The 25,575-nt window shown below is 72.7% G+C and carries 29 protein-coding genes and 1 riboswitch; of the genes, 8 read left to right on the top strand and 21 right to left on the bottom strand.

The features are described 5' to 3' along the window. The first annotated feature begins 68 nt into the window (after window positions 1-68). The 3 genes from GA0074694_RS22755 (at window position 69) to GA0074694_RS33725 (ending at window position 2,776) form a co-directional block, all read left to right on the top strand. On the top strand, window positions 69-848 hold the full coding sequence (locus GA0074694_RS22755; protein ID WP_091461639.1) for a hypothetical protein: 780 nt from the start codon (window positions 69-71) through the stop codon (window positions 846-848). Between the two features lie 74 nt (window positions 849-922). Further along, the gene (locus tag GA0074694_RS22750; protein WP_091461636.1) at window positions 923-1,408 is read left to right on the top strand and encodes a DUF5956 family protein; all 486 of its coding nucleotides are present in this window, start codon (window positions 923-925) and stop codon (window positions 1,406-1,408) included. Between the two features lie 474 nt (window positions 1,409-1,882). Then, window positions 1,883-2,776 carry a SulP family inorganic anion transporter gene (locus GA0074694_RS33725; protein WP_425413631.1) on the top strand — a complete coding sequence of 298 codons (894 nt, stop codon included), beginning with the start codon at window positions 1,883-1,885 and terminating at the stop codon, window positions 2,774-2,776. Between the two features lie 12 nt (window positions 2,777-2,788). Here the strand turns inward: GA0074694_RS33725 and GA0074694_RS22735 are convergent, their stop codons facing one another. Next, a complete protein-coding gene (locus GA0074694_RS22735; RefSeq protein ID WP_091461631.1) occupies window positions 2,789-3,568 on the bottom strand; it encodes an endonuclease/exonuclease/phosphatase family protein in 780 nt (259 codons plus the stop codon). Window positions 3,569-3,766: 198 nt separating this feature from the next. On the opposite strand from GA0074694_RS22735, the gene GA0074694_RS22730 reads away from it, so the two are divergent. Continuing rightward, a complete protein-coding gene (locus tag GA0074694_RS22730) occupies window positions 3,767-4,516 on the top strand; it encodes a TSUP family transporter (protein WP_091461629.1) in 750 nt (249 codons plus the stop codon). A 117-nt stretch (window positions 4,517-4,633) separates the two neighbouring features. Here the strand turns inward: GA0074694_RS22730 and def are convergent, their stop codons facing one another. Both def and GA0074694_RS22720 read right to left on the bottom strand, forming a co-directional pair. Next, window positions 4,634-5,140 (bottom strand): peptide deformylase, encoded by a 507-nt coding sequence (def, locus tag GA0074694_RS22725; RefSeq protein ID WP_091461627.1) that lies wholly within the window; start codon window positions 5,138-5,140, stop codon window positions 4,634-4,636. A 9-nt stretch (window positions 5,141-5,149) separates the two neighbouring features. After that, window positions 5,150-5,941, bottom strand: coding sequence for a TetR/AcrR family transcriptional regulator (locus GA0074694_RS22720; protein ID WP_091463731.1), 792 nt, complete (start codon window positions 5,939-5,941; stop codon window positions 5,150-5,152). Window positions 5,942-5,956: 15 nt separating this feature from the next. Here GA0074694_RS22720 and GA0074694_RS22715 point away from each other — a divergent pair, with 15 nt between their 5' ends. Together GA0074694_RS22715 and pip are read left to right on the top strand one after the other, a co-directional pair. Next, window positions 5,957-6,415 (top strand): hypothetical protein, encoded by a 459-nt coding sequence (locus GA0074694_RS22715; RefSeq protein ID WP_141714248.1) that lies wholly within the window; start codon window positions 5,957-5,959, stop codon window positions 6,413-6,415. A 20-nt stretch (window positions 6,416-6,435) separates the two neighbouring features. Then, window positions 6,436-7,389 (top strand): prolyl aminopeptidase, encoded by a 954-nt coding sequence (gene pip / locus GA0074694_RS22710; protein WP_091461623.1) that lies wholly within the window; start codon window positions 6,436-6,438, stop codon window positions 7,387-7,389. A 48-nt stretch (window positions 7,390-7,437) separates the two neighbouring features. Here the strand turns inward: pip and GA0074694_RS22705 are convergent, their stop codons facing one another. Further along, window positions 7,438-8,628, bottom strand: a complete 1,191-nt coding sequence (locus GA0074694_RS22705; RefSeq protein ID WP_091461620.1) for a chorismate-binding protein — start codon at window positions 8,626-8,628, stop codon at window positions 7,438-7,440. Between the two features lie 124 nt (window positions 8,629-8,752). On the opposite strand from GA0074694_RS22705, the gene GA0074694_RS22700 reads away from it, so the two are divergent. Then, complete coding sequence (locus GA0074694_RS22700) at window positions 8,753-8,953, top strand: DUF5999 family protein (protein WP_091461618.1); 201 nt, start codon at window positions 8,753-8,755, stop codon at window positions 8,951-8,953. 111 nt (window positions 8,954-9,064) lie between these two features. Here GA0074694_RS22700 and gcvP read toward each other — a convergent pair whose 3' ends face one another. From gcvP to GA0074694_RS22615, 17 genes are all read right to left on the bottom strand, one after another. Continuing rightward, entirely contained in the window at window positions 9,065-11,887 is a 2,823-nt protein-coding gene (gene gcvP / locus GA0074694_RS22695; protein WP_091461616.1) for an aminomethyl-transferring glycine dehydrogenase, read from the bottom strand. A 75-nt stretch (window positions 11,888-11,962) separates the two neighbouring features. Next, window positions 11,963-12,064: riboswitch (glycine riboswitch) on the bottom strand. A gap of 44 nt (window positions 12,065-12,108) precedes the next feature. Beyond that, a complete protein-coding gene (locus tag GA0074694_RS22690) occupies window positions 12,109-12,957 on the bottom strand; it encodes an NAD-dependent protein deacetylase (protein WP_091461614.1) in 849 nt (282 codons plus the stop codon). An 84-nt stretch (window positions 12,958-13,041) separates the two neighbouring features. Then, the gene (locus GA0074694_RS22685) at window positions 13,042-13,755 is read right to left on the bottom strand and encodes a DivIVA domain-containing protein (protein ID WP_176738081.1); all 714 of its coding nucleotides are present in this window, start codon (window positions 13,753-13,755) and stop codon (window positions 13,042-13,044) included. Next, window positions 13,752-14,927, bottom strand: coding sequence for a globin domain-containing protein (locus GA0074694_RS22680; RefSeq protein WP_091461611.1), 1,176 nt, complete (start codon window positions 14,925-14,927; stop codon window positions 13,752-13,754). Before GA0074694_RS22680 ends, GA0074694_RS22685 begins: the two co-directional genes overlap by 4 nt. A 2-nt stretch (window positions 14,928-14,929) precedes the next feature. Beyond that, a complete protein-coding gene (locus tag GA0074694_RS22675; protein WP_091461609.1) occupies window positions 14,930-15,322 on the bottom strand; it encodes a group I truncated hemoglobin in 393 nt (130 codons plus the stop codon). Between the two features lie 194 nt (window positions 15,323-15,516). Then, complete coding sequence (locus tag GA0074694_RS22670) at window positions 15,517-16,101, bottom strand: MerR family transcriptional regulator (protein ID WP_176738080.1); 585 nt, start codon at window positions 16,099-16,101, stop codon at window positions 15,517-15,519. A gap of 191 nt (window positions 16,102-16,292) precedes the next feature. Next, complete coding sequence (locus GA0074694_RS22665; RefSeq protein WP_091461607.1) at window positions 16,293-16,757, bottom strand: bifunctional nuclease family protein; 465 nt, start codon at window positions 16,755-16,757, stop codon at window positions 16,293-16,295. 168 nt (window positions 16,758-16,925) lie between these two features. Then, window positions 16,926-17,633: a transcriptional regulator FtsR gene (gene ftsR, locus GA0074694_RS22660; RefSeq protein ID WP_176738192.1), complete on the bottom strand. Its 708-nt coding sequence runs from the start codon at window positions 17,631-17,633 to the stop codon at window positions 16,926-16,928. A gap of 50 nt (window positions 17,634-17,683) precedes the next feature. After that, window positions 17,684-18,136: an oxoglutarate dehydrogenase inhibitor Odhl gene (gene odhI, locus GA0074694_RS22655; RefSeq protein WP_088983909.1), complete on the bottom strand. Its 453-nt coding sequence runs from the start codon at window positions 18,134-18,136 to the stop codon at window positions 17,684-17,686. A 215-nt stretch (window positions 18,137-18,351) separates the two neighbouring features. Then, window positions 18,352-18,732 (bottom strand): glycine cleavage system protein GcvH, encoded by a 381-nt coding sequence (gcvH, locus tag GA0074694_RS22650; protein ID WP_091461603.1) that lies wholly within the window; start codon window positions 18,730-18,732, stop codon window positions 18,352-18,354. 68 nt (window positions 18,733-18,800) lie between these two features. After that, on the bottom strand, window positions 18,801-19,745 hold the full coding sequence (locus GA0074694_RS22645) for a DUF881 domain-containing protein (protein WP_091461601.1): 945 nt from the start codon (window positions 19,743-19,745) through the stop codon (window positions 18,801-18,803). An 11-nt stretch (window positions 19,746-19,756) separates the two neighbouring features. After that, window positions 19,757-20,089 carry a small basic family protein gene (locus GA0074694_RS22640; protein WP_088983906.1) on the bottom strand — a complete coding sequence of 111 codons (333 nt, stop codon included), beginning with the start codon at window positions 20,087-20,089 and terminating at the stop codon, window positions 19,757-19,759. Then, window positions 20,086-21,042 (bottom strand): DUF881 domain-containing protein, encoded by a 957-nt coding sequence (locus tag GA0074694_RS22635; RefSeq protein WP_091461598.1) that lies wholly within the window; start codon window positions 21,040-21,042, stop codon window positions 20,086-20,088. The genes GA0074694_RS22640 and GA0074694_RS22635 overlap by 4 nt, the downstream gene beginning before the upstream one ends. Then, a complete protein-coding gene (clsA, locus tag GA0074694_RS22630) occupies window positions 21,039-21,680 on the bottom strand; it encodes a cardiolipin synthase ClsA (RefSeq protein WP_091463720.1) in 642 nt (213 codons plus the stop codon). The genes GA0074694_RS22635 and clsA overlap by 4 nt, the downstream gene beginning before the upstream one ends. A gap of 301 nt (window positions 21,681-21,981) precedes the next feature. Then, a complete protein-coding gene (locus GA0074694_RS22625; RefSeq protein ID WP_091461596.1) occupies window positions 21,982-22,455 on the bottom strand; it encodes a MarR family transcriptional regulator in 474 nt (157 codons plus the stop codon). Between the two features lie 48 nt (window positions 22,456-22,503). Further along, window positions 22,504-23,688 carry a PP2C family protein-serine/threonine phosphatase gene (locus GA0074694_RS22620; protein WP_091461594.1) on the bottom strand — a complete coding sequence of 395 codons (1,185 nt, stop codon included), beginning with the start codon at window positions 23,686-23,688 and terminating at the stop codon, window positions 22,504-22,506. A gap of 74 nt (window positions 23,689-23,762) precedes the next feature. Beyond that, the gene (locus tag GA0074694_RS22615) at window positions 23,763-24,509 is read right to left on the bottom strand and encodes an SAM-dependent methyltransferase (protein ID WP_091461592.1); all 747 of its coding nucleotides are present in this window, start codon (window positions 24,507-24,509) and stop codon (window positions 23,763-23,765) included. Window positions 24,510-24,644: 135 nt separating this feature from the next. Here GA0074694_RS22615 and GA0074694_RS22610 point away from each other — a divergent pair, with 135 nt between their 5' ends. Beyond that, window positions 24,645-25,526: a universal stress protein gene (locus tag GA0074694_RS22610; protein WP_091463717.1), complete on the top strand. Its 882-nt coding sequence runs from the start codon at window positions 24,645-24,647 to the stop codon at window positions 25,524-25,526. Window positions 25,527-25,575 lie beyond the last annotated feature (49 nt).

Genomic DNA, 25,575 nt, shown 5'->3' with positions numbered 1-25,575 from the left:
ACGTTGAGTGACAGTGAGGAGCGGTGGGAGCTTGTTCGGGTCTTATCCCCCTCGGACAGGAGGACGCCTTGCGTATCCCCCGCCTCAAGACACTCGGGCTGGCGTTGGCCGCACTGACCGTCGCCACCCTGCACGCCCAGCCGGCCAGCGCCGGCCCGGCCCCAGCGAGCGAACCGCAACCTGAACCCTGCGTCAGCCTCGCGCTGAGCAGGGGCGCGGACCTCTGGACCTGCAACGCCGAGGGCATCATGGAGGTCGAGGTCGATGACCAGACCGGCGAGCCGCAGCCGCCGGTCTACACCCCCATCCCGCAACCCGTCGTCCAGGTGGGCCCCAGCCCGTCGGACGCCGGGACGATGGACGACTGGGACACCTGGTGCGAGACGGGCTCCATCTGCCGGAGGCCGATCAGCCGGTGGATCAACGAGACGAAGGGCAACACAGCATACGGGAACCGGTCCGGTGTGATCGGCACGTACGATCTGATCATCCGCACCAACTTCAGCGGCCGGCAGCCCCGGCACGACCTCTCCCTGATCTGGGACACCGGCCCCTCGATCGACTTCAACGACGTCTACATCCGGTGCCGAGAGGACCGGAACAACCTGCCGGACCTCAACTGCGGCGACCACTTCGTCGGCGGCCCGACGATCGGCCCGGCCTACTTCAGGTGGAACGCGGGGACGACGTACGGCAACCGGCTGGCCAACTCGAACCCCTACTACGCCGATGTGACCGCCGAGTTCTGGCCGACCGGGTACCCGATGTACACGGCCGCGCCCCTGCGCACGCAGAAGTGGTACTGCCCGCCGGACGTCGGCAGTGACACGAGCTGCTACTTCCCGTGACCGGCAGCCGCTGAACTGGGACGATGGGATGGAGCCGGCGAGCGTCGCCGGCTCCATCCTCCATGAGGAGCCCTATGAGCCCCGACCAACAGGCAGGCACCGGAGCCGCCGGACCGACCTGGGACGACGTGCCGGTGCTCGACGAGCCGCCGGGCGACGGCTACTACGAGCTGGCCGAGAGCGCGTGGGGCGCCATCATCGGCTGGTACAGCGGCGTCGACCGGATGGTGCGGTGCCCGGAGCGGCGCGTCCACATGGTCACCGAGGAGTGCACCGACAGGAACGGGACGCGGCGCACAACCGCCCCGCGCACCGCCGAGGATCAGCAGATCATCGACGACAGCATCACCGACTACCTGCACGATGCGGGCGTGCCGGCACGCCCTGGCGGGTGGCGTTGGTTCGCCGAGCTGCCGGCCGGGCACACGGGCCCCGGGATCGAGTCCTTGGTGAACAGGGGCGTGGCGGATCTGCCGGCCGACCATGTACGCCCGGCCCAGGTCGCGCCACGGGTGCGGGAAGTGGTCGAGGGCGTCTACGCCGAGCAGGCCGAGGGCTAGCGCAAGGTAAACGGCGGGGGACGGCCCTGCGGCTCCATCGGGGCTGCGGGGCCGTTTCGTGTTGCTCGGCGTACCACCAGGCCAGCGTGAGTGCGGTTGACGGGCGGGCGAAGTAGAGCCACAGGACGGTGTGGCTCCACCCGCAGCGGCAGGAGGCAACCGCGGCCTGGGCGTGGGTGTCCTGTGTGGCGGTGACCACGTGGAGCTACGCGCCCCGGCGATGCCGCAGGTGGACGATCAGGGCGGCGGCGATGAGGGCTGGGTTGCGCATGAGTGGACTATCGTCCCCATCCCCGACCTGCTGCTCGTCCACCTCAGACACGAACGATCAAACTACGCGACATCCCGCCGGAGCTAATACCCGTCGCCTGGCCCTGACCCCTCAGCCCAGACCCTTAGCGCCAGTTTTCGCAAGATCGTTAGTCATGGGCCTCGGCGCTGGCGGTGGCGGCTCTGGCGGGTTTGGAGAGTCTGTTGTCGGCGACGGTGGCGGACGGGATGACCGCGGGGCGTCGTCATGATCCGGATCGGGAGTTGTTCGGGCAGGGTCTGGCGGCGCCGGTGTTCGGGGGGATTCCGGCGACGGCGGCGATCGCACGGACGGCGGTGAACGTGCGGGCGGGTGCGGGTTCGAAGTTGGCCGCGTTGTCTCATGCGGTGGTGCTGGGGATGGTCGTGCTGGCTGCGGCGCCGTTGGTGGGGCGGATTCCGCTGGCTGCGCTGGCGGGGGTGTTGCTGGCGACGACGGTCCGCATGGTGCAGGCCGGGACGTTGTGGGCGTTGGCGCGGGCGACGCGTGGTGACGCGGTGGTGCTGGTGTTGACGTTCGCGGTGACGGTGCTGGTCGACCTGGTGGTGGCGGTGGCTGTGGGTGTGGGTGTGGCGGTGGTGGTGGCGTTGCGGGCGGTGGCGGGTGCGGCGCGGTTGGAGCGGGTGCCGGCGGTCGCCGGGGTTGACGACGCTGTGGACGGCGAGCTGATGGCGTCTGGTGGTGGTGTGGACGGCGAGCGGGTGGCGGCGGAGGTGGTGTATCGGGTCGATGGGCCGTTGGTGTTCGCGGGGGCTCATGACGTGTTGCCGCCGTTGGTGGAGGTGGCGCATGCGCGAGTGGTGATCCTGCGGATGTCGCGGGTGTCGACGCTGGACGTGACGGGCGCGCAGGTGCTTGGTGAGGTGGTGGCTGCGTTGGGTCGGCGGGGGGTGGTGGTGTTGTTGTCGGGTGTCGTGCCGGGCCACGATCGGGTGCTGGATGCGGTGGGGGCGGTGGATCGGTTGCGGCGTGAGGGTCTGGTGTTCGCGGATGTGGGTGCGGCGTTGGCGCGGGCGCGGGTGTTGGTGGGTGGTCGGGTGCCGGCGGTGGAGGCGTGATCGGGTCTGCGGTCAGGTGAGGTCGACCACGAGGGGGCGGTGGTCGGAGATGGTGGAGACCGGGGTGGTGACGGCGGTGACCGGTGGGAGTCGGTGGGCGTCGTGTCGGTCGATGAGGATGTGGTCGAGTTGTACCCGGGGTTGGGGGGCGGGGAAGGTGGGTTGTCGTCCGAGTGGTTGCCAGCCGGAGATGAGGCGGGCGGCGCCTGCGGGGAGGTTGAGGTCGCCGAGGAGTATCCGGGGTGCGGGGAGGGTGCGTAGGGCGCGGACGACCTGTCGGAGTTGGTGGGCATTCCAGCCGGGCACGAATGACAGGTGGGTGGCGGCGGCGGTGAGTGGTCCGTGTGGGGTGTCGAGGACGGCGGCGAGTAGGACTCGGGGTTCGTCGTGGAGGAGGACGAGGCCGCCGTTGGGGCCGGGTAGGTAGACCGGGGATCGGATGGGGGCGGGACGTAGTCGGGTGACCTGCCAGGTGCGTGCGGGGTAGCGGCTGATGAGGCCGACTCCGTAGCAGGGTTCGCCGTGGCCGTCGTCGTCGTTGGTGAGGGGTCGGAAGTGTTCTCCGGGGGTGCCGACGACGGCGGCGGCGAATCGGTGTTCGGTGGCGTGGAGTGCGCGGGCGGCGATGGCGGTGAGGTCGAGGTGGCCGCTGCGGGACTGGTCGCGGTCGACTTCCTGGAGGGCGAGGATGTCGGCGTCGAGTGCGGTGACGGCTGCGGTGAGCCGGTCGGGGTCGACGAGCCCGTCGGCTGGGGAGCGGCCGTGTAGCAGGTTGAAGGTGGCCAGGCGCACCCTTGCACGATACGTGGCCGTGGGAGGGTTGCCGGGTGGTCAGGGCGTTGCTGTGTTCGGTGCTGTTGTTCGTGGCGGTCGGGGCGGTCGGGGTGTGGGTGCGTCGTCGTCGGGGCCGGTGAGGCTGGCCACAGGGCCTTCGGCGGGTGGGTGTGGGTGGGCAGAATGCGGCCCGTGGATCCGCTGTCGTTGACGACCATGTTCGCTGCTGCCGCTGTTGCCGGGTGGGTGGATGCGGTGGTGGGTGGGGGTGGTCTGCTGTTGTTGCCGGCGTTGTTGGTGGCCGCACCGGGTGTGCCGGTGGCGACGGCGTTGGGGACGAACAAGTTGGCGGCGATCGCGGGGACGTCGACGGCGGCGGTCACCTATGCGCGGCGGACGAAGGTCGACTGGGCGGTGGCGGGGCCGGCTGCGGGGTTGGCGGTGGTGACGGCCGGGGTGGGTGCGGCGTTGGCGGGGGCGGTGCCGGCGGGGGCGTACCGGCCGGTGGTGTTGGTGGTGCTGGTGGCGGTGGCGGTGTTCGTGGCGGTGCGGCCGCGGTTGGGGACGGTGGCGGTGCCGCAGCGGCGTACCCGGGTGCGGGTGGTGGCCGCGGTGGCGGTGGCCGGTGGTGGGATCGCCCTGTATGACGGGTTGATCGGTCCGGGTACGGGGACGTTCCTGGTGGTGGCGTTCACCGTGTTGGTGGGGGCGGACTTCGTGCACGGGTCGGCCATGGCGAAGATCGTGAACGCGGGTACGAATCTCGGCGCGCTGGTGGTGTTCGGTCTGGCGGGGCATGTGTGGTGGCTGTTGGGGCTCGGCATGGCGGTGTGCAACATCGCCGGTGCGGCTCTGGGGGCTCGGATGGCCTTGCGGCGGGGTGCCGGGTTCGTGCGGGTGGTGTTGCTGGTGGTGGTGCTGGCGTTGGTGGTGAAGTTGGGTTACGACCAGTGGCGGGCGGGCTGATCCTGCGGATCCGTTGTCGCACGTGGATGCGGGGGTGGCGCATCGCCGGTTGGCGTTGACCGACGTGGGGCGGTTGGCGGGGGTGCGGCCGGCGGGTGCGGTGTTGACGGCGTGGGGTCAGCGGCGGCGGGGTGAGTCGTAGCGGCCGGCGCGGATCTCGCGGAGTGCCCGGCGGCGGGTGTCGCCCCGGAGGGTGTCGACGTAGAGGGTGCCGGCGAGGTGGTCGGTTTCGTGTTGCAGGGCGCGGGCGAGGAAGCCGCTGCCGGTGATGGTGAGGGGTTCGCCGTGCTGGTCGAAGCCGTGCGCGGTGGCGTGCAGGGCGCGGGGCGTCGGGAAGTACAGGCCGGGGATGGAGAGGCAGCCCTCGTCGTCGTCCTGGAGTTCGGTGGACAGTTCGAGGGTGGGGTTGATGAGGTGGCCGCGGTGGCCGTCGGCGTCGTAGACGAATACCTGGGCGCTGACGCCGATCTGGGGGGCGGCGACGCCGGCGCGGCCGGGTGCGCCGAGGAGGGTGTCCATGAGGTCGGTGACCAGGGCGCGTAGGTCGGCGTCGAAGGTGGTGACGGGTTCGGCGGGGGTGCGCAGGACGGGGTCGCCGATGATGCGGATGGGGCGCATGGTCATGGCGGAAGGTTAGCGGCCGGGTGCGGGGGGTGTGGTGTCCGGTCGGTTGGTGATGAGGACGGTGATGCCGTCGAGGATGCGGTCGAGGCCGAAGGTGAAGGCGCGGGTGGGGTCGGTGGTGGCGCCGTATTCTTCGCCGGCGGTGGTGCCGACTCGCGCCGCGGTCGGGTAGCGGCGGGGGTCGAGGGCTTTTTCGAGGTAGGGGGCGTGGGCGTGCCACCACTGTTCCTCGGTCATGCCGGTGTGTCCGGCGGCTTGGGCGATGTCGACGGCGCCTCGGACGGCGCCGTGGACGTAGCTGTTGAGGAGGGTGACGACGGCGTCCATTTCGAGGTCGGTGAGGCCGATGCCGTCGACGGCGCGGAGTTCGTTTTCGTATTTGGCGATGACGTGGGGGCCGAGTGGGGGGCGGGTGGTGGCGACCTGGAGGAGCCAGGGGTGGCGGAGGTAGCGGTTCCAGTTGGTGTGGGCGATGTGGGTGAGTCGGGTGCGCCAGTCGTGGGCGGTCGGGGTGGGTGGGTCTTCTGGTTCGCCGTAGACGGTGTCGACCATGACGTCGAGGAGTTCGCCCTTGCCGGGGATGTGGGTGTAGAGGCTCATGGTGCCGACGCCGAGGTGTTCGGCGACCCGTCGCATGGACAGGGCGGGTAGTCCTTCGGTGTCGGCGAGGTCGATGGCGGCGCGGACGATCCGGGCGACGGTGAGGTCGGGGCGGCCGCGTCGGGTGGGCCGTTCCCGGGTGCGCCAGAGCAGGGCGAGGCTGCGGGCGGGGTCGCCGGTGCCGCTGTACTCGGTGGTCACGGCGACACTGTACCCGTGCGGCTTACCGTAGGGCGTACGGTGGCCGCGATGGGCGGGGAGGTGGGCTTCGACGGGCAGCATCCGGTGACGTTCGCGCCGGCTGACCCGCCGCGCGCCGGGGCGCTGCTGGTGTGGGTGGACGACGGCGACCGTCGGGTGGACCTGGCGGTCCCGCCGGACGGGTCGGTGACGGTGGTGACGGTGCGGCCGGTGCCGATCGCCGAGGCGGTCGGGCCGCTGCTGGCGGTGCCGGCCGGCGCGCATCCGGCGGCGGTGTTCTGGGCGGGCGCCGCCCGGGAGGCCCTGCACCTGGCCGCCCGGGGTCTGGTGTGGCCCGCCGTGACCGCCGGCGGTCACCGTACGTGGCGGATCGGGCCGTACGGTCCGGCCGACGCTACTCGGTGGCGGCTGAGAAAAAACCGGTCGCCGGGTGGCGGCCGGTCCGGCGAGCATGGTCGGTTGCCGTTGCTGTGACGAGACCGGAGGAGCCGCCCATGTACCCGACGATGCAGGCACACGCCGAGGGGATGCTCGACGTCGGCGACGGGCACCGGGTGTTCTGGCAGGTCGGTGGGAACCCGGACGGCAAACCGGCGGTGGTGCTGCACGGCGGTCCCGGGTCGGGGTGCGAGCCGGGCTGGGCGCGGGTGTTCGACCCGGCCCGGTACCGGATCGTGTTCCTCGACCAGCGGGGCTGCGGGCGCAGCACCCCCAACGCCGGTGATCCGACGGTGGACCTGTCCACCAACACCACCGGCCACCTGGTGGCCGACGTGGAGCGCCTGCGGGAGCACCTGGGTGTGGACCGGTGGCTGGTGCTCGGCGCGTCGTGGGGCAGCAGCCTGGCCCTGGCGTACGCGCAGCGGCACCCGTCGCGGGTGTCGGAGCTGGTGCTGTTCAGCGTCACCCTGGGCACCCGCCGGGACGTGGAGTGGATCCTGCGGGACATGGGTCGGGTGTTCCCGGCCGAGTGGGCGCGGTTCCGCGACGGGGTGCCGCCCGCCGACCGGGACGGTTGTCTCGCCGACGCGTACGCCCGGCTGCTGGTCGACCCCGACCCGGCCGTACGGGAGCGGGCCGCCCGCGACTGGTGTGCGTGGGAGGACATTCATGTGGCCACCGTTCCCGGGTACCGCCCCGACGAGCGGTACGCCGACCCGGAGTTCCGGATGGTGTTCGCCCGGCTGGTCACCCACTACTGGCGGCACGGCTGTTTCCTCGACAACGGGGAACTGCTGCGCGGCGCGCACCGGCTGGCCGGGATCCCCGGGGTGCTGGTGCACGGCCGCCTCGACATCAGCAGCCCCGTCGACGGGCCGTGGCAGCTCGCGCAGGCGTGGCCGGACGCCCGGCTGGTGCTGCTCGACGCGGACGGGCACGGTTCCCGCGGGCCCGACATGGCCGGGGCGGTGACCGCCGCGTTGGACGAGTTCGCCGCCGTCTGCTGAGCCGACCCCGGTCCGCCGGGTCGCCCGGCGGTGGCGGGGGACGGACGCTCAGGGGCGGGCCAGGGCGGCGCGCAGCGGGGCGGCCTTCGCGGCGGCTTCGACGACCTCGGCGTGCGGGTCGCTGTCCCAGGTGATGCCCCCACCGGCCCACAGGTGCATCCGGTGGGGGTCGGCGGCGGCGGTGCGGATGGTCAGGCCGAGGTCGACGTGCCCGGGGCCGACCCAGCCGAGGGCGCCCATACCCGCGCCCCGGCCGACGGGTTCACAGGCGGCGATCTCGGCCAGCGCGGCGAGTTTCGGGGCGCCGGTGACCGAGCCGCCGGGGCAGACGGCGCGCAGCAGGTCGGCCAGGGCGAGGCCGTCGGCGGCGACGGCGGAGACCGTGGACTCGGCCTGCCACAGGTCGCACCAGCGGCGAACGGCGAAGAGCTCGTCGACGCGGACGCTGCCGGTGCGGGCGACGCGGGCCAGGTCGTTGCGTTCCAGGTCGACGATCATGACGTGTTCGGCGCGTTCCTTGGCGGAGGCGAGCAGTTCCCGGCGGCCCTGGTCGGTGGCGGGTCGGGTGCCCTTGATGGGGCGGGTGAGGATCCGCCCGGCGGTGACCTCGACGAGGGTCTCCGGGGAGGCGCAGCCGAGTGCCCAGCCGGGGCCGTGCAGGGTGCCGCCGTAGCGGGCGCCGGGGAGGGCGCCGAGGCGGGCGAGCGCCGGCAGGGGGTCGCCGGTGTAGTCGGCGGCGGCGTGGCCGACCAGGTTGACCTGGTAAACGTCGCCGCGGGCGATGGCGGCGCGGACCGTGTCGACGGCGGCGACGTGCTCGTCGGGGGTCCAGCTGGGTTCCCACGGGCCGAGCCGCCACGGCCGGGGCGCGGGTGGCGGCGGGGCGGGCCGGTCGGTGTGGGCGTGGACGACGACGGCGACGTCGGGCAGCGCGGGCACGGGGGTGGGTGGGCCGGTCGGGGCGCCGACCATCCGGGCGCCGGCGGCGGCGGAGACGTAGAGGGAGGCGCCGCAGACGCCGGTGGGGTCGTGGCGGGCGGGGCGGGTCAGGTCGGCCACGGGCAGGCCGTGGGCGGTGAGGAAGTCTTCGATGATGGCGGCGGGGTCGCCGCCGTCGGTGGGGCGCCATTCGAGGCGGGCGTGTTCGGCGAGGGTGTGCCGGCAGGTGGATGGGGCGGCCGGTGGGTTGTTCACGTGCCGCGAGAGCGTTTCCACGCCGTCCAGGCCATGGGGGATCATCCGTTCAGGGGATTTCCGGGCAACTCTGCGTACAGCTGCTCGATGTCGTGAACTTCCGCTTGGTACTGTGCGTGCTCTGGTCATGTGAACCATGACACAGTGCCCCCACAGTCCGGAGAACCCGATGTGCCAGCATCAACCAACCTGCCCCTCCGCTGAGGCCACCGACCGGGAAGCCGCCCGGATCATCGCCTGCTTCCCCGAGCAGGGCTGGAGCCTGCTCTGCAACGGGGTGATCGTGTTCGAGGACACCGGGGAACTGCTCCCCGACGGCCGTACGATCGCCCCGCACCGCGGGCCCGCCCGCCACGCGCTCGCCGCCTGACGGCGGCGCCGCGTCCGCCGCCCGGCGGTGTCCGCGCTGGTCCAGGCTAGACCCCGGTACGCGCGCCGTGCCGGCCGGGGCGGCAGTGCCGCCGCCCCGGCGCAGCCCGACTCACTCGGCGAACGCCTCCGGCGCCGGACACGAACACACCAGGTTCCGGTCGCCGTACGCGCCGTCGACACGCCGCACCGGCGGCCAGTACCGCCCCACCCGGTCCACACCGGCCGGGTACGCGCCCACCGACCGCGGATACGGGTGCGGCCACTCGTCCGCCGACACCATCGCCGCGGTGTGCGGGGCGTTCGACAGCGGGTTGTCCCCCGCCGGCCACTCCCCCGACCCCACCCGGTCGATCTCCGCCCGGATAGCGATCATCGCGTCGCAGAAGCGGTCCAACTCGGCCAGGTCCTCACTCTCGGTCGGCTCCACCATCAGCGTCCCGGCCACCGGGAACGACATCGTCGGCGCGTGGAACCCGTAGTCGATCAGCCGCTTGGCGACGTCGTCCACGCTCACCCCGGTCGCCTTCGTCAACGGCCGCAGGTCCAGGATGCACTCGTGCGCCACCAGGCCCTTGTTGCCGGCGTACAGCACCGGGTAGTGGGCGCGCAGCCGCGCCGCCACGTAGTTCGCCGCCAACACCGCCACCCCGGTCGCCCGGGCCAGGCCCTCGGCGCCCATCATCCGCAGGTAGGCCCACGGGATCGGCAGGATCCCCGCCGACCCGTAGCGGGCCGCCGACACCGCCGGCCGGTCGGCGTCGTGCCCACCGACCGGGTCACCCGGCAGGAACGGCGCCAGGTGCGCCCGCACCGCCACCGGACCCACCCCCGGGCCGCCCCCGCCGTGCGGAATGCAGAACGTCTTGTGCAGGTTGAGGTGTGACACGTCCGCCCCGAACCGGCCCGGCTTGGCGTAGCCGACCAGGGCGTTGAGGTTCGCCCCGTCCACGTACACCTGGCCACCGGCATCGTGGACCTTCGCGCACAGCTGCGCGATGCCCGTCTCGTACACGCCGTGCGTCGACGGGTACGTCACCATGATCGCCGCGAGCGCGTCGCGGTGCTTGTCGATCTTCGCGTCGAGGTCGACCAGGTCCACGTTGCCGTCGGCGTCACAGCCGACCACCACCACCCGCATCCCGGCCATCACCGCGCTCGCCGCGTTCGTGCCGTGCGCCGACGACGGGATCAGACACACGTCCCGGTGCGCCTCACCCCGTCCGCGGTGGTACGAGCGGATCGCCAGCAGCCCCGCCAGCTCCCCCTGCGAACCGGCGTTGGGCTGCACGCTGACCGCGTCGTAACCGGTCACCTCCGCCAGCCACCCCTCCAGCTGGCCGACCAGGTCGCGGTAACCGGCGGTCTGCGGGGCCGGCGCGAACGGGTGCAGGTGGGCGAACTCCGGCCAGCTCACCGGTTCCATCTCGGTGGTGGCGTTCAGCTTCATCGTGCACGACCCCAGCGGGATCATGCCCCGGTCCAGGGCGTAGTCGAAGTCCGCGAGCCGGCGCAGGTAACGCAGCATCGCCGTCTCCGAGTGGTGGCGGCGGAACACCGGGTGGGTGAGGATGTCCCCGGTACGCGCCAGGGCGGCCGGCAGCGCCGTGTCCACCGTGCCGGTCACCGGCTCCACCCCGAACGCCGCCCACACCGCCTCCAGGTGCGCGACGGTGGTCGTCTCGTCGCAGGAGACACCCACCCGGTCGGCGTCGACCAGCCGCAGGTTCACCCCCCGCGCGGCGGCCGCGTCGACCACCTCGGCGGCCCGACCCGGCACGTGTGCGCACACCGTGTCGAAGAACGGCACGTCCGCGACGGCCACCCCGCCGGCGCGCAGCCCGGTCGCCAGCCGCGCCGCCATGCCGTGGGTCCGCGACGCGATCTCCCGCAGCCCGTCCGGGCCGTGGTAGACGGCGTACATGCCGGCCATCACCGCCAGCAGCACCTGCGCGGTGCAGATGTTGCTGGTCGCCTTCTCCCGGCGGATGTGCTGCTCGCGGGTCTGCAACGCCAGCCGGTACGCCGGGTTGCCGTCGGCGTCGCGGGACACCCCGACGAGGCGGCCCGGCAGCATCCGCTCCAGCCCGGAACGGACCGCCAGGTAGCCGGCATGCGGGCCACCGAAGCCCATCGGCACCCCGAACCGCTGGGTGGTGCCGGCGGCGATGTCCGCGCCGATCTCCCCCGGCGGACGCAGCACCGTCAACGCCAGCAGGTCCGCGGCCACCGTCACCAGCGCACCCGCGGCGTGCGCCGCCGCCACCACAGGGGCGTGGTCGCGCACCGCGCCGGACGCCCCCGGGTACTGCAGGTGCAGGCCGAAGAACTCCGCCGGCAGCTCGTCGCGCTCCACGTCGAGCACCCGCACCTCGATGCCGAGCGGCTCGGCCCGCCCGGCGATCACCGCGATGGTCTGCGGCAGGGTGTCCGCGTCGACCACGTACACGTTGCTCTTCGTCTTCGTGGCGCGGCGCGCGAGGGTCATCGCCTCCGCCGCGGCGGTGCCCTCGTCGAGCATCGAGGCGTTCGCGGTGGCCAGGCCCGTCAGGTCGGTCACCATGGTCTGGAAGTTCAGCAGCGCCTCCAGACGGCCCTGGCTGATCTCCGGCTGGTACGGGGTGTAGGCGGTGTACCAGGCCGGGTTCTCCAGCACGTTACGGCGGATCACCGCCGGGGTGTGCGTGCCGTGGTAGCCCAGCCCGATCATCGACACCGCGACGGTGTTCCGCGCGGCGAGGGCCCGCAGCTCGGCGATCGCCTCCCGCTCGGTGGCCGGGGCCGGCAGGTCCAGGGTGCCGTGCCAGCGGATCACCTCGGGGATCGCCGCGTCCATCAACTCATCGACGGAGCCGTATCCCACCGTCTCCAACATCCGGCGCTCACTGTCCGGATCGGGACCGATGTGACGGGCGGCGAACTGCTCTACGGTCATGGGCTGCGCTCCCGGGGGCCAGGTCGACTCAGATCGGCCTCCCCCTCTGTCGCGCCCGGACAGCGCTCCACAGTGCCTGCCCACGAGGTCCTTCTGCCTGAGAGGTTCCGGGGAGGGGTTGCCCCTTCGGCGCCGCGGCGGGACGGATGCCCGCGCGGTCTCTCCCCCGTGGGTGGTACCGGCAAGGTCCACGCTACCAGCGGCCGGCGGGGCGTACCCCGTCAGGAGGACACGTCGGCCGGCGCGGCCACCACCCGGTCGGCCAGGGTGGGCAGGAACCGCCCCAACGGGGCGTCGACCGTCACCGCCGCGTACCCGTCGCCCCGGGTGGGCCCCTGGTTGACGATCACCACCGGAACGTCCCGTTTCGCCGCCCGCACCACGAACCGGCGACCCGACATCACCGTCAACGACGACCCGAGCACCAGCAGCAGCCGCGCCCGCTCCACCAGGTCGAAACAGCGGGCCACCCGCGACGCCGGCACCGTCTCACCGAAGAACACCACGTCCGGCTTGAGCAGCCCGGTACGGCAGAACCCGCAGTCCACCACCCGGAACGCGGCCACCGCCTCGTCGGGCAGGTCCACGTCACCGTCCGGGTTGACCGCCGTGACCGTCACGTCGAATCCGGGGTTCGCCTCGCGCAGCCGCCGGTCCAGTTCCTCCCGGGAGGTGAGGTTCCCGCAGTCCAGGCAGACCACCTCGTCGAGACGGCCGTGCAGCTCCACCACCCGGGTACTACCCGCCGCGGTGTGCAGGCCGTCGACGTTCTGGGTGATCACCGCGTCCACCAGGCCGGCGTGCTGCAACCGGGCCACCGCCCGGTGCCCGGCGTTCGGCGCGGCCCTCGCCACCAACCGCCACCCCAGGTGACTGCGCGCCCAGTAGCGTCGCCGCGCGGCGGCGTCACCGGTGAACGTCTGGTACGTCATCGGGGTGTGCCGGCGCGCCACCCCGCTGGGCCCCCGGTAGTCCGGGATACCCGACTCGGTGGACAGCCCCGCGCCGCTGAGCACCACCACACCACCGGCGGCGACCAGCTCCGCCACCGCGTCGACCCGCTCCGTCACCCGTCCATGCTGCCTCAGCCGCCGCGCCCACGGCGACAACGGGTCGCCCGGGGGTCGGCCCGCGTCCGGACCGACCCCCGCGCCTCAGCGCGGCGCGGGTGGCGGCGGCTGCTGCCGGGGCAGCGCCGGGGCTGCCCCCGCGGCGGCCACCGCCGGCCCGGCACCGGCCGCACCCACCAGCCGGTCCATCGTCCGCGCCAACTGGGCGCTGCCGTCGTCGAGCTGGCGGGCCGCCGCCTGCATGTGCGAGATCATCATCTCGCCGTAGATGCGCAACGCCTCCCGGGTGGCCACCGAGTCGTCGAACTCCGACCCGGCGGCCCGGCGGTAGTCCTGCACCGCCCGCTCCGCCTCCTGCCGGGCCTCCTCCGCCGCGGCCTGCACGTAACTCTCGTACTGCATACGCGCGTACTCGGCGACCCGCCGGGCGTAGTCGTGCGCCTGGGCGATGATCTGCTCCGCCTCGCGCTGCGCGGCGGAGAGCAGGTTCACCTCCTTCGCCGCCGGGGTCGCCCCCGCCGCCCCGGCGCTCGGGATCACCCCGTGCCGGTGCAACTCCACCCGGTCGGTGAGCCGCTCGTTCTCCGCGCGCAGGTGCGCGACCTGCGCGGCCAGCAGGTCCAACTCGTCGGCGACCTGCACCCGGAACCGGTCCACGTCCTGATGGTCGTAGCCCCGGCGGGTGAACGACGCCGTCGTGAACTCCCACCGCCGGACCCGGTCCGCCGTCAACCGCACCTGCGGTCCGCTCACCGGCACCGGCACCGGCTCGTACCTGCCGATCGGGGTCGTGTTCACCGGGCACCTCCGGAATCGTCCTGGGGCGACGACTCCACCGCCGTGCGCCACGCCGGGCCGTACCAGTGCCGGCCCAGCCCCTCGTGGTGCACCTGGCCGGCGTGGTAGCCGGCCCGTGACAGGGTCTGCACCGTACGCCCCACCATCTCGTCCGAACCACACACGTACACGTGCCGGGACCGCCAGTCACCGTCGGCCAGCGCCCGGTCCACCGGGTACGTCACCTCCCCCGGCCGGCGCGGGTCGATCCCCACCACGGACGTCACCGTCAACCAGGGGTACGCCGCGGCGAGCTTGTCGACCGCGTCGGTGTCGTAGAACTCCAGCCTCGACCGTGCCCCCACGTACAGGTCCACCCGCCGGCGGGAGCCCTCCGCCGCCACCTGCTCCACCAGGGCCTTCACCGGCGCCCAGCCGGTACCGGAGGCCAGGAGCAGCAGGTCGGCTCCACCCGCCGGCCAGAGCGTCAACCGGTCCCCCACCGGGGCCGCCAGGTGGATCTGGTCACCCGCCGCGCACCCGTACACCAGCCGGGAACTGACCGCCCCGCCCGCAGCGGCCCGTACGTGCAGCTCGATGGTGCCGTCCGGGCGGGGCGCGTTCGCCGGGGAGTAGTAGCGCCAGGCCCGCACCGCCGGGTGCGACACCCCGATCGACTGGCCCGGCGTGAACGGCAGCAGGTACTGCGGACGCAGCGTCAGCACCGCCACGTCGAAGGTCCGCCGTTCGTGCCCGACGATCTCCGCCACCCACCACGGCGGGTTGACCTGCTCCGCCGCCTGGGCCGCCTCGATCATCACCCGGGACACCAGTTGGTACGCGTCCGCCCAGTCCCGGGCCAGGTCCTCGGTCCACTGGTCGCCGAGGAAGTGCCGCAGGGTGGCCAGCAACGCCTCACCCACCGCCGGATAGTGCTCCGGGCGTACCGCGAACTTCCGGTGGTCCGCGCCGAGGTCCCGCAGGAACCCGGTCAACCGGTCCACCTGGTCCACCTGCGAGACGATGTGCCCCAACGCGGTCACCAACCGGTCCCGCTGGCCGGCCATGTTCGTCGGGAACATCTGCCGGATCTCCGGGTGGGACAGGAACAGCGCCGAGTAGAAGTAGAGCGGAACCTGGTCACCGTGCGCGGCGACCAGGTTCCAACTCGTCCTGAGCCGTGCGGCGTCCACGTTCAGACGCCCGGACGGCCGCTGGTCACCACCTGGTCACGCACCTGACCCAACACCGCCCGTACGTGGTCCTGCACGTCCGCCGGCACACCCAGCTGCGTCAACGTGGCCAGCAGGTGCGCGCCGACCAGGTCGTAGTGCGCGTCGGGGATGCCCAGCGGCTGGTGCGCCTCGGCCAGCCCCCGGCCGGCGTACTCGTTCGGACCCCCGAGCACCACGGTCAGCATCAATGCCAGGTGGCGACGCTGACCGACCATGTCGATGTCGGTGAAGTAACCCGCCAGTTCCGGATCGGCGAGTACCCGACCGTAGAACACATCGACGGCCGCCTTCACGGCAGCCGCGCCGCCGATGCGGTCGTAGTACGAGGGAATGGACTGCTCGGTAACCGTCACGGTCAATCCTTCCAAGAAGGGAGGGGAACCGCGCAAAGGACAGCGCGGACCAACACACGGCCAACCGGCGTGGCCCTTTCGGGCTACACCGACTGACCGTGTGACGGACCATAGCGTGTCCTCGTGGACGACTCGCGCCCGGCCTGTCGGCCTCCCGTGCCCCGGCCGTCACCGACGGCGGTGACCCGGCGGACTCAACCCGCCCGACGCCGGGCCCGTCGCGCCGCCAGCTCGTCACCCACGGCCGGCTCCGTCGGCTCCTCCGTGCCCGGCACGGCCGGCTCCGCCGGCAGATGCGACAGCGAACCCTGGATCTCCTTGAACGCACCACCGATCGCGATGCCGAACACCCCCTGGCCGCCCTGCAACAGGTCGACCACCTCCTCCGGGGAACGGCATTCGTACACCGTCGTCCCATCGGAGATCAACGTGATACCGGCCAGGTCACCGACACCCCGCGAACGCAACGCCTCGATCGCCTTGCGAATGTTCTGCAGGGACACCCCGGCGTCCAACAACCGCTTCACAACCTTCAACACCACCAGGTCGCGGAACGAGTAGAGCCGCTGGGTCCCCGAGCCCGAAGCGTCCCGCACGCTCGGCACCACCAGCGCCGTACGGGCCCAGTAGTCCAGCTGCCGGTAGCTGATACCCACCGCCGCACACGCCGTCACGCCCCGGTAACCCACCGAGTCGTCACCCTCCGTCGCCAGCGGCGGCGACACCTCACCGAGGCCCTGCGGCGCCGTACCCGGATCTGGATCTCGCGGCCCGTGCATCCCGACAACCTCCCCGCCCGTGCGGTGACACGTCGTGTGGGACGTGCACCCCTCGACACGGCAACCTTATAGCGGGGTTCAGGAGTTACCGGGCAGGCACCGTCGCGACACGCCGAACGATCACCACATATCACCGAACGTGACGACAGGCAACCTCACAGCCGTCAGGCCCGGCGACCCCGGGCACCGGCTCAGCCGGCGAAGTCCTCCGGACGGACCTGCTCCAGGAACTCCCGGAACTTCTCCACCTCGTCCTCCTGCTCGTCGGGAATCACGATCCCCGCCTCGCTGAGGACCTGCTCGGCACAACGAATCGGCGCCCCGACCCGCAACGCCAACGCGATCGAATCACTCGGCCGCGCCGACACCCGCACCCCGTCCCCGATCAGCAGGTCGGCGTAGAAGACGTTCTCCTTCAGCTCGGTGATCTCCACCGCCCGCAACGGCGCCTTCAACGCCGTCAACACGTCCCGCAGCAGGTCGTGCGTCAACGGCCGGGCCGTCTTCACACCCTGCTGCTCGTAGGCGATCGCCGTCGCCTCGACCGCGCCGATCCAGATCGGCAGATAGCGGTCCCCCTCAACCTCCCTGAGCAGGACGATCGGCTGATTGGTGGGCAGCTCCACCCGAACTCCGACCACGCTCAGCTCGCGCACCGCCGCCTCCGTGTCGTTGTCACCTACGCCGCACCGCGCCCTTCCCTGCACGGTACACGGACCCCGAGACGACCGTCCCGCGCGCACCACGCCCGCCGCACCCGCGCCGGGAGGGATTACCCCAGGAAGCCTACGGCACGCTCCCTGGAGCAGATCTCCGCCGCCGTCTCAGCGACCCAACGTCGACCGCAACCCCACCCGCACCAACGCCGCGTGCAACTGCTGCGACAACGCCACCAGCTCCCGGGCGGTCTCCGCCGCCCGGGCCCGCGCCGCCGGGTCGCTCTGCCGCGCCAACGGCAGCAGCAACTGCGCGAACAGTCCCGCCTCCCGGTCCGCCGCCGTCCGGAAGGCCCGCAGGTGCCGAGGCTCCAGCCCGTACGCCGCCAGACCCGCCACCGCCTTCGCGATGACCAGGGCGTCACCGTCGTACCAGCCCGGCGGACTCGACACCACCACCCCGAGCCGTTCCAGCTCACCCAGGGTGGACTCCTCGATCCCGCTACGGGCCACCAGGTCCGTCCGGCTCAGCCGCACCGACGCCGACTCGACCGGATCAGGCTCCGCCGGCGCGCGACCGGGTACCTCACCGCCCGGGCCCACCGCGACCAACGTCGGTCGCGGCCGGCCCGCACCATCCGGCGAGGAGTCCCACTCGGCCAACTGCTCACGGATCACCCGCAACGGCAGGTACTGATCCCGCTGAGCCGCCAGCACGAACCGCAGCCGGGCCACGTCGTCCCAGCTGTACTTCCGGTAACCCGCCGGTGTGCGCTGCGGCTCCACCAGGCCCTCGGCCTCGAGGAACCGCAGCTTCGAAATCGTGGTGTCCGGAAACTCCACCCGCAACTGGGCCAGCACCTCGCCGATGCTCATCAGCGGTTGGGACCGGGCCGCCCCGGGCGGCATGGAGGCCGCAGGCTCGTTCACCCCCGGCCGGCCTCCTCCTCCGGGCGCGGACCGGCGATGAACACGACCCGGAACTTACCGATCTGCACCTCGTCACCGTTGCTCAGCGTCGCCGCCTCCACCCGCTCCCGGTTGACGTACGTGCCGTTCAGACTTCCCACGTCCCGCACGGTGAACGTGCCGCTGTCGCGGTGGAACTCGGCATGCCGCCGGGACACCGTGACGTCGTCGAGGAAGATGTCGCTGTCCGGGTGCCGGCCACTTGTCGTCACGTCATGGTCCAGCAAGAAGCGGGCACCGGCGTTCGGGCCGCGACGGACCACCAGCAACGCCATACCCGGCGGCAGCGAACCGGACATCCGGCTCGGCACCACGTCGGTGTCCGGACCCTCGAGAACCTCGTCGAGCGAACCGAGATTGAGCGTCGACGTGACGTCGAGCGGGGGGAACTCGTCGTCTGGGCGCGTCATGGGACCACCTCACGGATCTGTTCGGTCGGCGTCGGGTAAAGACCGGTCTTGGCCGCCGGGCTGAGAAACACCCGGCGGCTGGCTCCCCGGGCCCGGGAAGGCAATTTTCCACGACGCGCAACTATTTGGTTTCTCGGTCGACTGGGCGAGCCTAGCCAGCGCCGAAATGCAGGGCAACCGGACGCGCGGAGACACCGCGATCCGGACCGGAGGAATCAGCCCCCGATGAGATCCTGGTAGGCGGCCGGAGTCAGCAGACCCGCCACCACACCCGGATCGTCCGGCCGGATCTCCAACAACCAACCCGCACCGTACGGGTCAGTGTTGATCACCTCGGGCGTGTCGCCGAGCGCCTCGTTGCGCGCCGCCACCGTCCCGCTCACCGGAGCGTAGATCTCCGACACGCTCTTGGTCGACTCGATCTCGCCCAGCGGCTCACCGGCCGCCACCACCGCACCCTCGTCCGGCAACTGGACGTACACGATGTCACCCAACGCGTCCTGGGCGTAGTGGGTGATGCCGACCCGCACCGGGCCGCTACCGTCACCCGCCACCCACTCGTGCTCGGCGGTGTATCGCAGGTCCTCAGGAATCACCAGACGCGTCCTTCGTCCTCGTACTGACCAAACGCGCGCCGGGGTTGCGTCCCGGCGCCGCCCACCGGTCAGGAGACCGGACGGGCGTGTTCCAACGTGATCGGCTCGTGCAGCGCCGAAACCTCGGCAACCTCACGATCCTCGAAGCTCACGTTACCGCCGTCACCCTTGATCGATGCGGCCACCCCGCCGGGAATGTTCAAGGCGGTTCGCATCGTCGCCGGGTCACCGATCACCGTGATCGAATACGGCCCGGTCATCCGACGGCCGTCGACCACCAGGCCACCGCCCTCGCCGTCCAGGAAGTACGTCGACGCGATGATCCGCACCGGCGAACCGACCCCACCGGCGATCTGCATCGCCTCCGCGCCCGCGCCCCGCAACTCCTGCACCGCGTCGAGGATCCGACTCGCCGGCACCGACCGGCCGCCACCGCTGATCCGGATCGTCAGCCCCGGCCCGGTCGCCGGCAACGTACCCGCCAGGATCCCCAGCTCGTCGGCGCGCCGCGCGGCCTCCTCCAGCGCCGCCTCGCGCCCCTGTGCGCCCGAGGCCAGCTGCCGCTGGCTCTCCTCCAACTCGGCGATGTCCTGCCGCAGCCGGTTCTCCCGGGCGTCCAGGTCGGAGAGGATCCGCACCAGGTCCTCCTGCCGGGCCGCCGACAGGGTCGGATCCGTCGACGTGGTCTTCAGCTGCACCACCAGGGTGAACCCCAGCAGGGCCAGCAGGACGGCGATCATCACCGACGCCGACGTCATCCGCTTCACCGGCGTGGCCGCCGGTGCGCCACCGGCCACCACCGACCGGCTCAGGTCGACGGTGACCTCGGCGCCGTCGGGGCGCTCACCGTCGGCGGGGGCCTCCCCCGCCTGCGGGTCGACCCGCAGGGGCGCGGTCCCGTCCGGGTCGGGGGCGTCGGGACGCGGATCCGGCTCCGCCGCCGGACCGGTGGGGCTCGACGGTGCGGTCCGCTCGGGCCACCCGGTACCGGTACCACTCTGCTCGTCGCTCATCGCCCACCAACCTACGCCCGGAACAGGTGCCGGCGGATCGCCGCCACGTTCCCGAAGATCCGCACCCCCAGCACGACCACCACACCCGTGGACAGCTGCCCGCCCACCCCCAACTGGTCACCCAGGTACACGATCAGCCCGGCGACCAGCACGTTGGAGATGAACGACACCACGAACTGCTTGTCGTCGAAGATCCGGTCCAGCTTCGCGCGTACCCCGCCGAAGACCGCGTCCAACGCCGCGACCACGGCGATCGGCAGGTACGGCTGCAAGCCGGCGGGAACGGTGGGGTCCAGGTACACCCCGAGCACCACACCGGCGATCAGTGCCAGCACCGCGATCATCGGCCACCTCCGGAGGGGCTGGGAGACGACGTTCCCGACCCGGACGGCCGGGGAACACTGGACGAGCCCGCCGCCGGGGACGACGGGGACGGCTGCGGGGACTCCGGCGGCGGCGGACTGGCGTAGCGCAACTGCGAGTCGGTGGCCGCCTCCGGCAACGTCAGGTCCTCGGCCTCCCGCGACCCGAACGACAGCCCGGTCTGGTCGGCGACCCGCCGCAGCAGCGCCGCGGCCGTACTCGCCTCGAACCGACGGCGCATCCCGTCCGGGCCGATCGCCGACACCCGGTACGGGCCGGTCACCGGACGGAAGTCCACCAGGATCGCCTCGCCGGCCGACCGGATCGTCGACGTCGAGGTCAGCCGCTGGTCGTTCACCGCGATCGCCTCCGCGCCCGCCGCCCACAACGCGTTCGCGACCAGTTGCAGGTCCCGGTACAGCACCCGCCCCGGGCCGGGACCACCTGCTCCGGTGACCGCGTCCTGGTTGCCGGAGGCGTCGGCGAGCTGCACCACCACCCCGTCGCCGCGGACCCGGCCCAGCCCGGTCATCGCCTCCAGGTCCCGCAGCCGGGCGGCGGCACTGCGGGTCAACGCCGCGTCCCGCTGCCGGGCGACGTCCTCGCGCAACTGCTCGGCACGGCGGGTCAACCGGTCGGTCTCCTCCTGCCGCTCCCGGATCTGGCTCACCAGCCCCGAGCGGGCCTGGCTGCGGTCCGGCTCCTCCGCCACGGTCTGCCGGTACGCCACCGCGAACAGGAACCCCAGCGCCAGCAGCACCACCGCGCTGACCACCCGACCCGACCGCACCCGGGCCGGTGACGGCGGATCCACCCGACGGCGCTGCGCCGCGTCGGCGTAACCCTGGTCGAGCGGGTTCTGGAACAGCTCGGTGAGGAAGTCCGGCGCGTAGACCCGCTCACCGCGACCACCGCGGGGGCTGTTGTCGGTCATGCCGCCGCTCCGCCGCTCCGCCGCACCAGCTGACCGGCCTGCACCACGTAGAACACCCCGGCCACCCAGTAGAGCACCAGCCCCCACCAGGCCAGACCCCAGCCGATCGCCGCGGCGGCCGTCGCCACGGCCGGGGTGGTCGCGGCCAGCAGCAGGATCGGGAAGGCCGCCAGCAGCACGAACGTGGCCGTCTTGCCCACGTAGTGCACCGGCGGCGGGCCGTAGCCGTGGCGGCGCAGCACCGCGAGGGCACCGAGCAGCAGCAGCTCCCGGCCGAGCAGCGCGGCGGTGAACTGCCACGGCACCACCTCGCGGGCGGTGAACGCGAGCAGGGTGGCGAGAATGTAGAGGCGGTCGGCGAACGGGTCGAGCAGCTCCCCGAGCCGGCTCACCTGACGCAGCCGGCGGGCCACCCACCCGTCGACCCAGTCGGTGGTGCCGCCGATGGCCAGCACCACGATCGCGGCGACGTCGGCCTCGACGGTGAGGAACAGGTAGAGGAAGAGCGGCACCCCGAGCAGCCGGACGAAGCTGATCAGGTTCGGCAGGGTCCACACCCGCGAGCCCGCGTCCGCCGCCCGGTCGACGGTGTCCCCGGACGGCTGGGCGTGCCCTGCCCGAGCCTGCCGACGCGACACCGAACCTCCCTCCGCGACACGGTCCGACGCCCGGCCGGTGGTCGGGGCGGTTCGGAGGGACGTGCGCGCTGCCGGGCCGGCGGTCGCCGGCACCCTCTGCCCCGGGTCGGGGCGCTGACGCGAACCCCGACCCGTGATCGTGGTGATCATGGGCCGTCGATTCGCGGTGCCACTATAGCCGGCCCCCGTCTCCTGGCTGTGGCACCGGTCGTTGGAGCGGGGTGTGGTCGGTACCCACCGGGCGGGGCAGACGGCACACCCCGTAGACCGTCCTAGGATGACAGGGTGGCCCGGTGCCGCCTCAGGCCGTACGGGCGGCCTTGTCACGCTGCGCGGGGACCGGCTCGCCGAGGGCCGCGGCGTGCCCGAACGCCAGCAGGGCCAGCAGCAGCTCGTGCTGCGCCCGGTTCGGCATCCGGTCCAGCACCGCCTGCACCGCCCGGTGCCGGCGCTCCTTGATCTCCCGCAGCAGGTTCTCCGCCGCGGCGGTGGGCACCAGGTGGACCTCACGGCGGTCCCGGGGGTCGGCCGCCCGACGCACCAGCCCGGTCGCCTCCAGCCGGTCGCAGAGCCGACTCGCCGACGACGGTACGACGTCCAGCAGCTCGGCCAACCGGTTGACGTTGGTGCCCGGCCGTTCGGTGATGATGGACAGCACACGGAGCTGGGTCGGTGGCACCGACACACTGTGCCGGGACGCGGCCGACTCCAGCACACCGACGAGAGCCCCGGCCGCAGCCTCGACCGCCGCGGCCAGATTCGGAGGTCGCTCCACCCGATGTCCCCTGCGATTGTCCCGACCGGGTCGTCCCCGGACGTACGGCTACTGCTCCCGCCCGTCCCGGCGCGGTATTCCCCGCCAGTCGAGGCACACGACCACCGCATCATCGCGCAGATCGGCGTCAGCGTGGTAGGCGTGCAGTTCGCGCATCACCGTACCAACCGCCTCGGCCGCCGGTTGCAGCCGTGTCGATCGCATGGCCCGCGCCATCGCCCGCCGCCCGTACGACTCGGTGCCGGTCGGGTCGGCCGCGTAGACCCCGTCGCTGACCGCGAACAGCCGGTCCCCCGGTTCCAGGTCGAACTCCTGCACCTCGTAGCGGGTGTCGGGGAACATGCCCAGCGGCATCTGCTGGTCCAGCGGGATCCGCTGCACCGCGCCGGCCCGGGCCCGCAGCAGGTGCGGCGACCCGGCGTCGACGGCCCGTACCCGCCCGGAGGGCACGTCCACCTCCAGCAGCAGGGTGGCCACGTGCCGGCCGCCCCGATGCTGGTAGAAGATCGTGTCGGAGGCCAGCTCGGCCTGCTCCACCAGGCTACCGCCGGAACGGCGGGCGTTACGCATCGCGTTGACGGTGATCGACGTCAGCAGCGCGGCCGGCAGGCCGCTGCCCGTGCCGTTGAGCACCGTCACGGTCAACCGGTCGGCGTCCAACGACCAGTCGAAGTGGTCGCCGCCGACGGAGTACGCCGGTTCGAGCTGCCCGGCCAGGAGGAACGCGGTGTGGCTGAGGCTGCGCCCGGGTAGCAGGTCCCACTGCATCTCGGCGGCCAGGGTCAGCCGCTCCCGTCGCCGCGCCCGGCGGTACCGGTCGGTCTCCCGGTCGGCGGCGCGCAGCGCCACCGCCAGGTCCCCGGCGACCTCCCCGACCCAGCCGAGCAGGTCACGGTCCGGGTGCCCGGCCACCTCCACCAGCAGCACCCCGAGCCGCTCACCCCACGCCGTCAGCGGCAGCCACAGCTGGCAGCGCCCGTTCCCGGCGTCGTCGAGCACCGGCTGCTGACTGCGGAAACACCGCTGGGCGCCGCCCCTGTCGAGCAGTGATCCGGCGTCGGGCAGCGTCGGGTCGAGCACCGGCCACAGGCCGGTGATGCGGTAGTCGGCGATGAAGACGTCCGTTCGCAGGGCGCCGGTCGACGAGCGGATGACCCGGTCGGCGACCTCCACCAACCGGTCGGGTGAAGCCTGGCGTAACGCGCGCGACACCGATGCGGGCGCCTGCGGCATGGATTCCTCCGAAAACTGTTGCTCTATGGCAAGCAAGCATACGGAGCACGCCGCGGGCGCCTCGCCCGCGGTCGTCACCCGGCGGGTTTGACCGCCACCGCCCCGTAGAACGCGTCCGGCACCGCCTCCCCGGTGCCGTCGGGACGCCACCGGGCCACCGGCACGATCCCGTCGGCGGTCGGCTGCCAGCGCCCCAGCAGCCGGGCGAACGACTCCGGCGGTCGCATCCGGAACGCCGGACCCATCATCGCCAGGGCCTGCGGATACCCGGCGAGCTCCTCGGTGTCGAAGTCGACGGCGAGCCGGCTGCCCGGCGCCACCGCCTCGTACAGGTCGTCGAGGGTGCGGGCCAGGGTGTCGTCGTCGAGGAACGCGGCCAGCCCGAGGAAGACCAGCCCCACCGGCCGGTCGCCCCAGCCGGGCAGGAACCGCCGCCGCAGCGCCGGGTCGATGCCGTCGACCGCGGTGGCGTCGGCGAAGCCGTAACCCACCCGGTCGTGGCCGGCGAGAATCCGCTGGCCGATCTCGACGGCCACCGGGTCCACGTCGGTGTAGAGGACGGTCGCCTCCGGCACCACCTCGTGGACGTTGCCGCACGTCGGCACGCCCGCGCCGAAGACCAGGAAGGAGTCCACGCCGGCGTCGGCGATGTGCCGCACCGCCCGGCCGAGGAACGCCCGCAACGACCGGAACACCGGCGTGCACGGCCCGTACGCCTGCTCGAAGGCGTGCGCGGCGGCCACGTCGACCGGGAAGTGGTCGCTCCCGCCGAGCCAGAAGTCGATCATCCTGGCGGTGCTCGGTGCGGTCGGCTCGGCCATCGTCTCGTCCCCTCCACGGTGATCGCCGACAGCGTACCGACCGGTGTCCTGACCGGTATCGCCACGGCACGGCGGCCCCGGCCGCGATACTGGGCCGGGCAGGTGGGACCGACGACGCGCGGAAGGGGCCAGGCGGTGAACTCGGCGGACGGCGCGGCGGTGGTGGTCGGGGTGGACGGCTCTGCGCAGGCGTTGCGCGCGGTGCGCCTGGCCGCCGTGGAGGCCGACCGGCGGCAGCGGCCCCTGCGCGTGGTGCACGCGTACATCTGGCCGCTGCTGCACGTCAGCGGCGCCCCACCGGCCGGCGGGCCACCGGGCAGTGGACTGCGGCAGCAGGCCCACCGGATCGTCGACGAGGCCGTCGACGAGGCCCGCGCCGCCGTGGCGGACCTGCCCGTCACCGGGGAGATCATCGACGGTGGTGCCGCCGCGGTGCTGCTGGGCGAGTCCCTCACCGCCTCCTCGGTCGTCGTCGGCGACCGGGGCCTGGGCGGGTTCACCTCGCTGCTGGTCGGGTCGGTGGCGATCCAGGTCGCCGCGTACGCCGACTGCCCGGTGCTGGTGGCCCGGGGCACCGACCGGACGACCGGCCCGGTGGTCGTCGGGGTGGACGGCTCCGACCTGTCCCGGCTGGCCGTGCAGGTCGCCGCCGAGCAGGCGGCGTGGCGGGACACCGGGTTGCTGGCCGTGCACGCCTACCGGCATCCGGCGTCCACCGGGCCCGGCGACATGCAACCCCTCGTGCACCAGGAGGGGGCCCTGCGCGGTGAGGAGGAGCGGCTGCTCGCCGAGTCCCTGGCCGGGCTGGCCGACCGGTACCCGCAGGTGCCGGTGACCGGGCAGGTGGTCCATGCCAAACCCGGTGCGGCGCTGACCGAGGCGTCCCGCCGGGCGCAGCTGCTGGTGGTCGGCGCGCGGGGCCGGGGTGAACTGACCGGCCTGCTGCTCGGCTCGGTGAGCCAGGCGGTGCTGCACCACAGCGACTGCCCGGTGGCCGTGGTCCGGGGCCCGCACTGACCCCTCCCGGCCGCGCCGGCCGTGCGTGACCGGACAGCCGCCGCCAGTC

The organism is Micromonospora inyonensis, from assembly GCF_900091415.1.
Classification (GTDB): Bacteria; Actinomycetota; Actinomycetes; order Mycobacteriales; family Micromonosporaceae; genus Micromonospora; species Micromonospora inyonensis.
The sequence above is the reverse complement of the archived record's forward strand: the minus strand, read 5'-3'. Positions and strand labels throughout refer to the sequence as shown.

What these genes read in the sequence shown, in the direction of transcription:
- GA0074694_RS22750 (WP_091461636.1), top strand. Translation starts at nt 923, where the DNA reads ATGAGCCCCGACCAACAGGCAGGCACCGGAGCCGCCGGACCGACCTGG.
- GA0074694_RS22730 (WP_091461629.1), top strand. Translation starts at nt 3,767, where the DNA reads ATGTTCGCTGCTGCCGCTGTTGCCGGGTGGGTGGATGCGGTGGTGGGT.
- def (WP_091461627.1), bottom strand. Translation starts at nt 5,140, where the DNA reads ATGACCATGCGCCCCATCCGCATCATCGGCGACCCCGTCCTGCGCACC.
- pip (WP_091461623.1), top strand. Translation starts at nt 6,436, where the DNA reads ATGTACCCGACGATGCAGGCACACGCCGAGGGGATGCTCGACGTCGGC.
- GA0074694_RS22705 (WP_091461620.1), bottom strand. Translation starts at nt 8,628, where the DNA reads ATGATCCCCCATGGCCTGGACGGCGTGGAAACGCTCTCGCGGCACGTG.
- GA0074694_RS22700 (WP_091461618.1), top strand. Translation starts at nt 8,753, where the DNA reads ATGTGCCAGCATCAACCAACCTGCCCCTCCGCTGAGGCCACCGACCGG.
- gcvP (WP_091461616.1), bottom strand. Translation starts at nt 11,887, where the DNA reads ATGACCGTAGAGCAGTTCGCCGCCCGTCACATCGGTCCCGATCCGGAC.
- GA0074694_RS22670 (WP_176738080.1), bottom strand. Translation starts at nt 16,101, where the DNA reads ATGCACGGGCCGCGAGATCCAGATCCGGGTACGGCGCCGCAGGGCCTC.
- ftsR (WP_176738192.1), bottom strand. Translation starts at nt 17,633, where the DNA reads ATGAGCATCGGCGAGGTGCTGGCCCAGTTGCGGGTGGAGTTTCCGGAC.
- odhI (WP_088983909.1), bottom strand. Translation starts at nt 18,136, where the DNA reads ATGACGCGCCCAGACGACGAGTTCCCCCCGCTCGACGTCACGTCGACG.
- GA0074694_RS22645 (WP_091461601.1), bottom strand. Translation starts at nt 19,745, where the DNA reads ATGAGCGACGAGCAGAGTGGTACCGGTACCGGGTGGCCCGAGCGGACC.
- GA0074694_RS22640 (WP_088983906.1), bottom strand. Translation starts at nt 20,089, where the DNA reads ATGATCGCGGTGCTGGCACTGATCGCCGGTGTGGTGCTCGGGGTGTAC.
- GA0074694_RS22635 (WP_091461598.1), bottom strand. Translation starts at nt 21,042, where the DNA reads ATGACCGACAACAGCCCCCGCGGTGGTCGCGGTGAGCGGGTCTACGCG.
- GA0074694_RS22620 (WP_091461594.1), bottom strand. Translation starts at nt 23,688, where the DNA reads ATGCCGCAGGCGCCCGCATCGGTGTCGCGCGCGTTACGCCAGGCTTCA.
- GA0074694_RS22615 (WP_091461592.1), bottom strand. Translation starts at nt 24,509, where the DNA reads ATGGCCGAGCCGACCGCACCGAGCACCGCCAGGATGATCGACTTCTGG.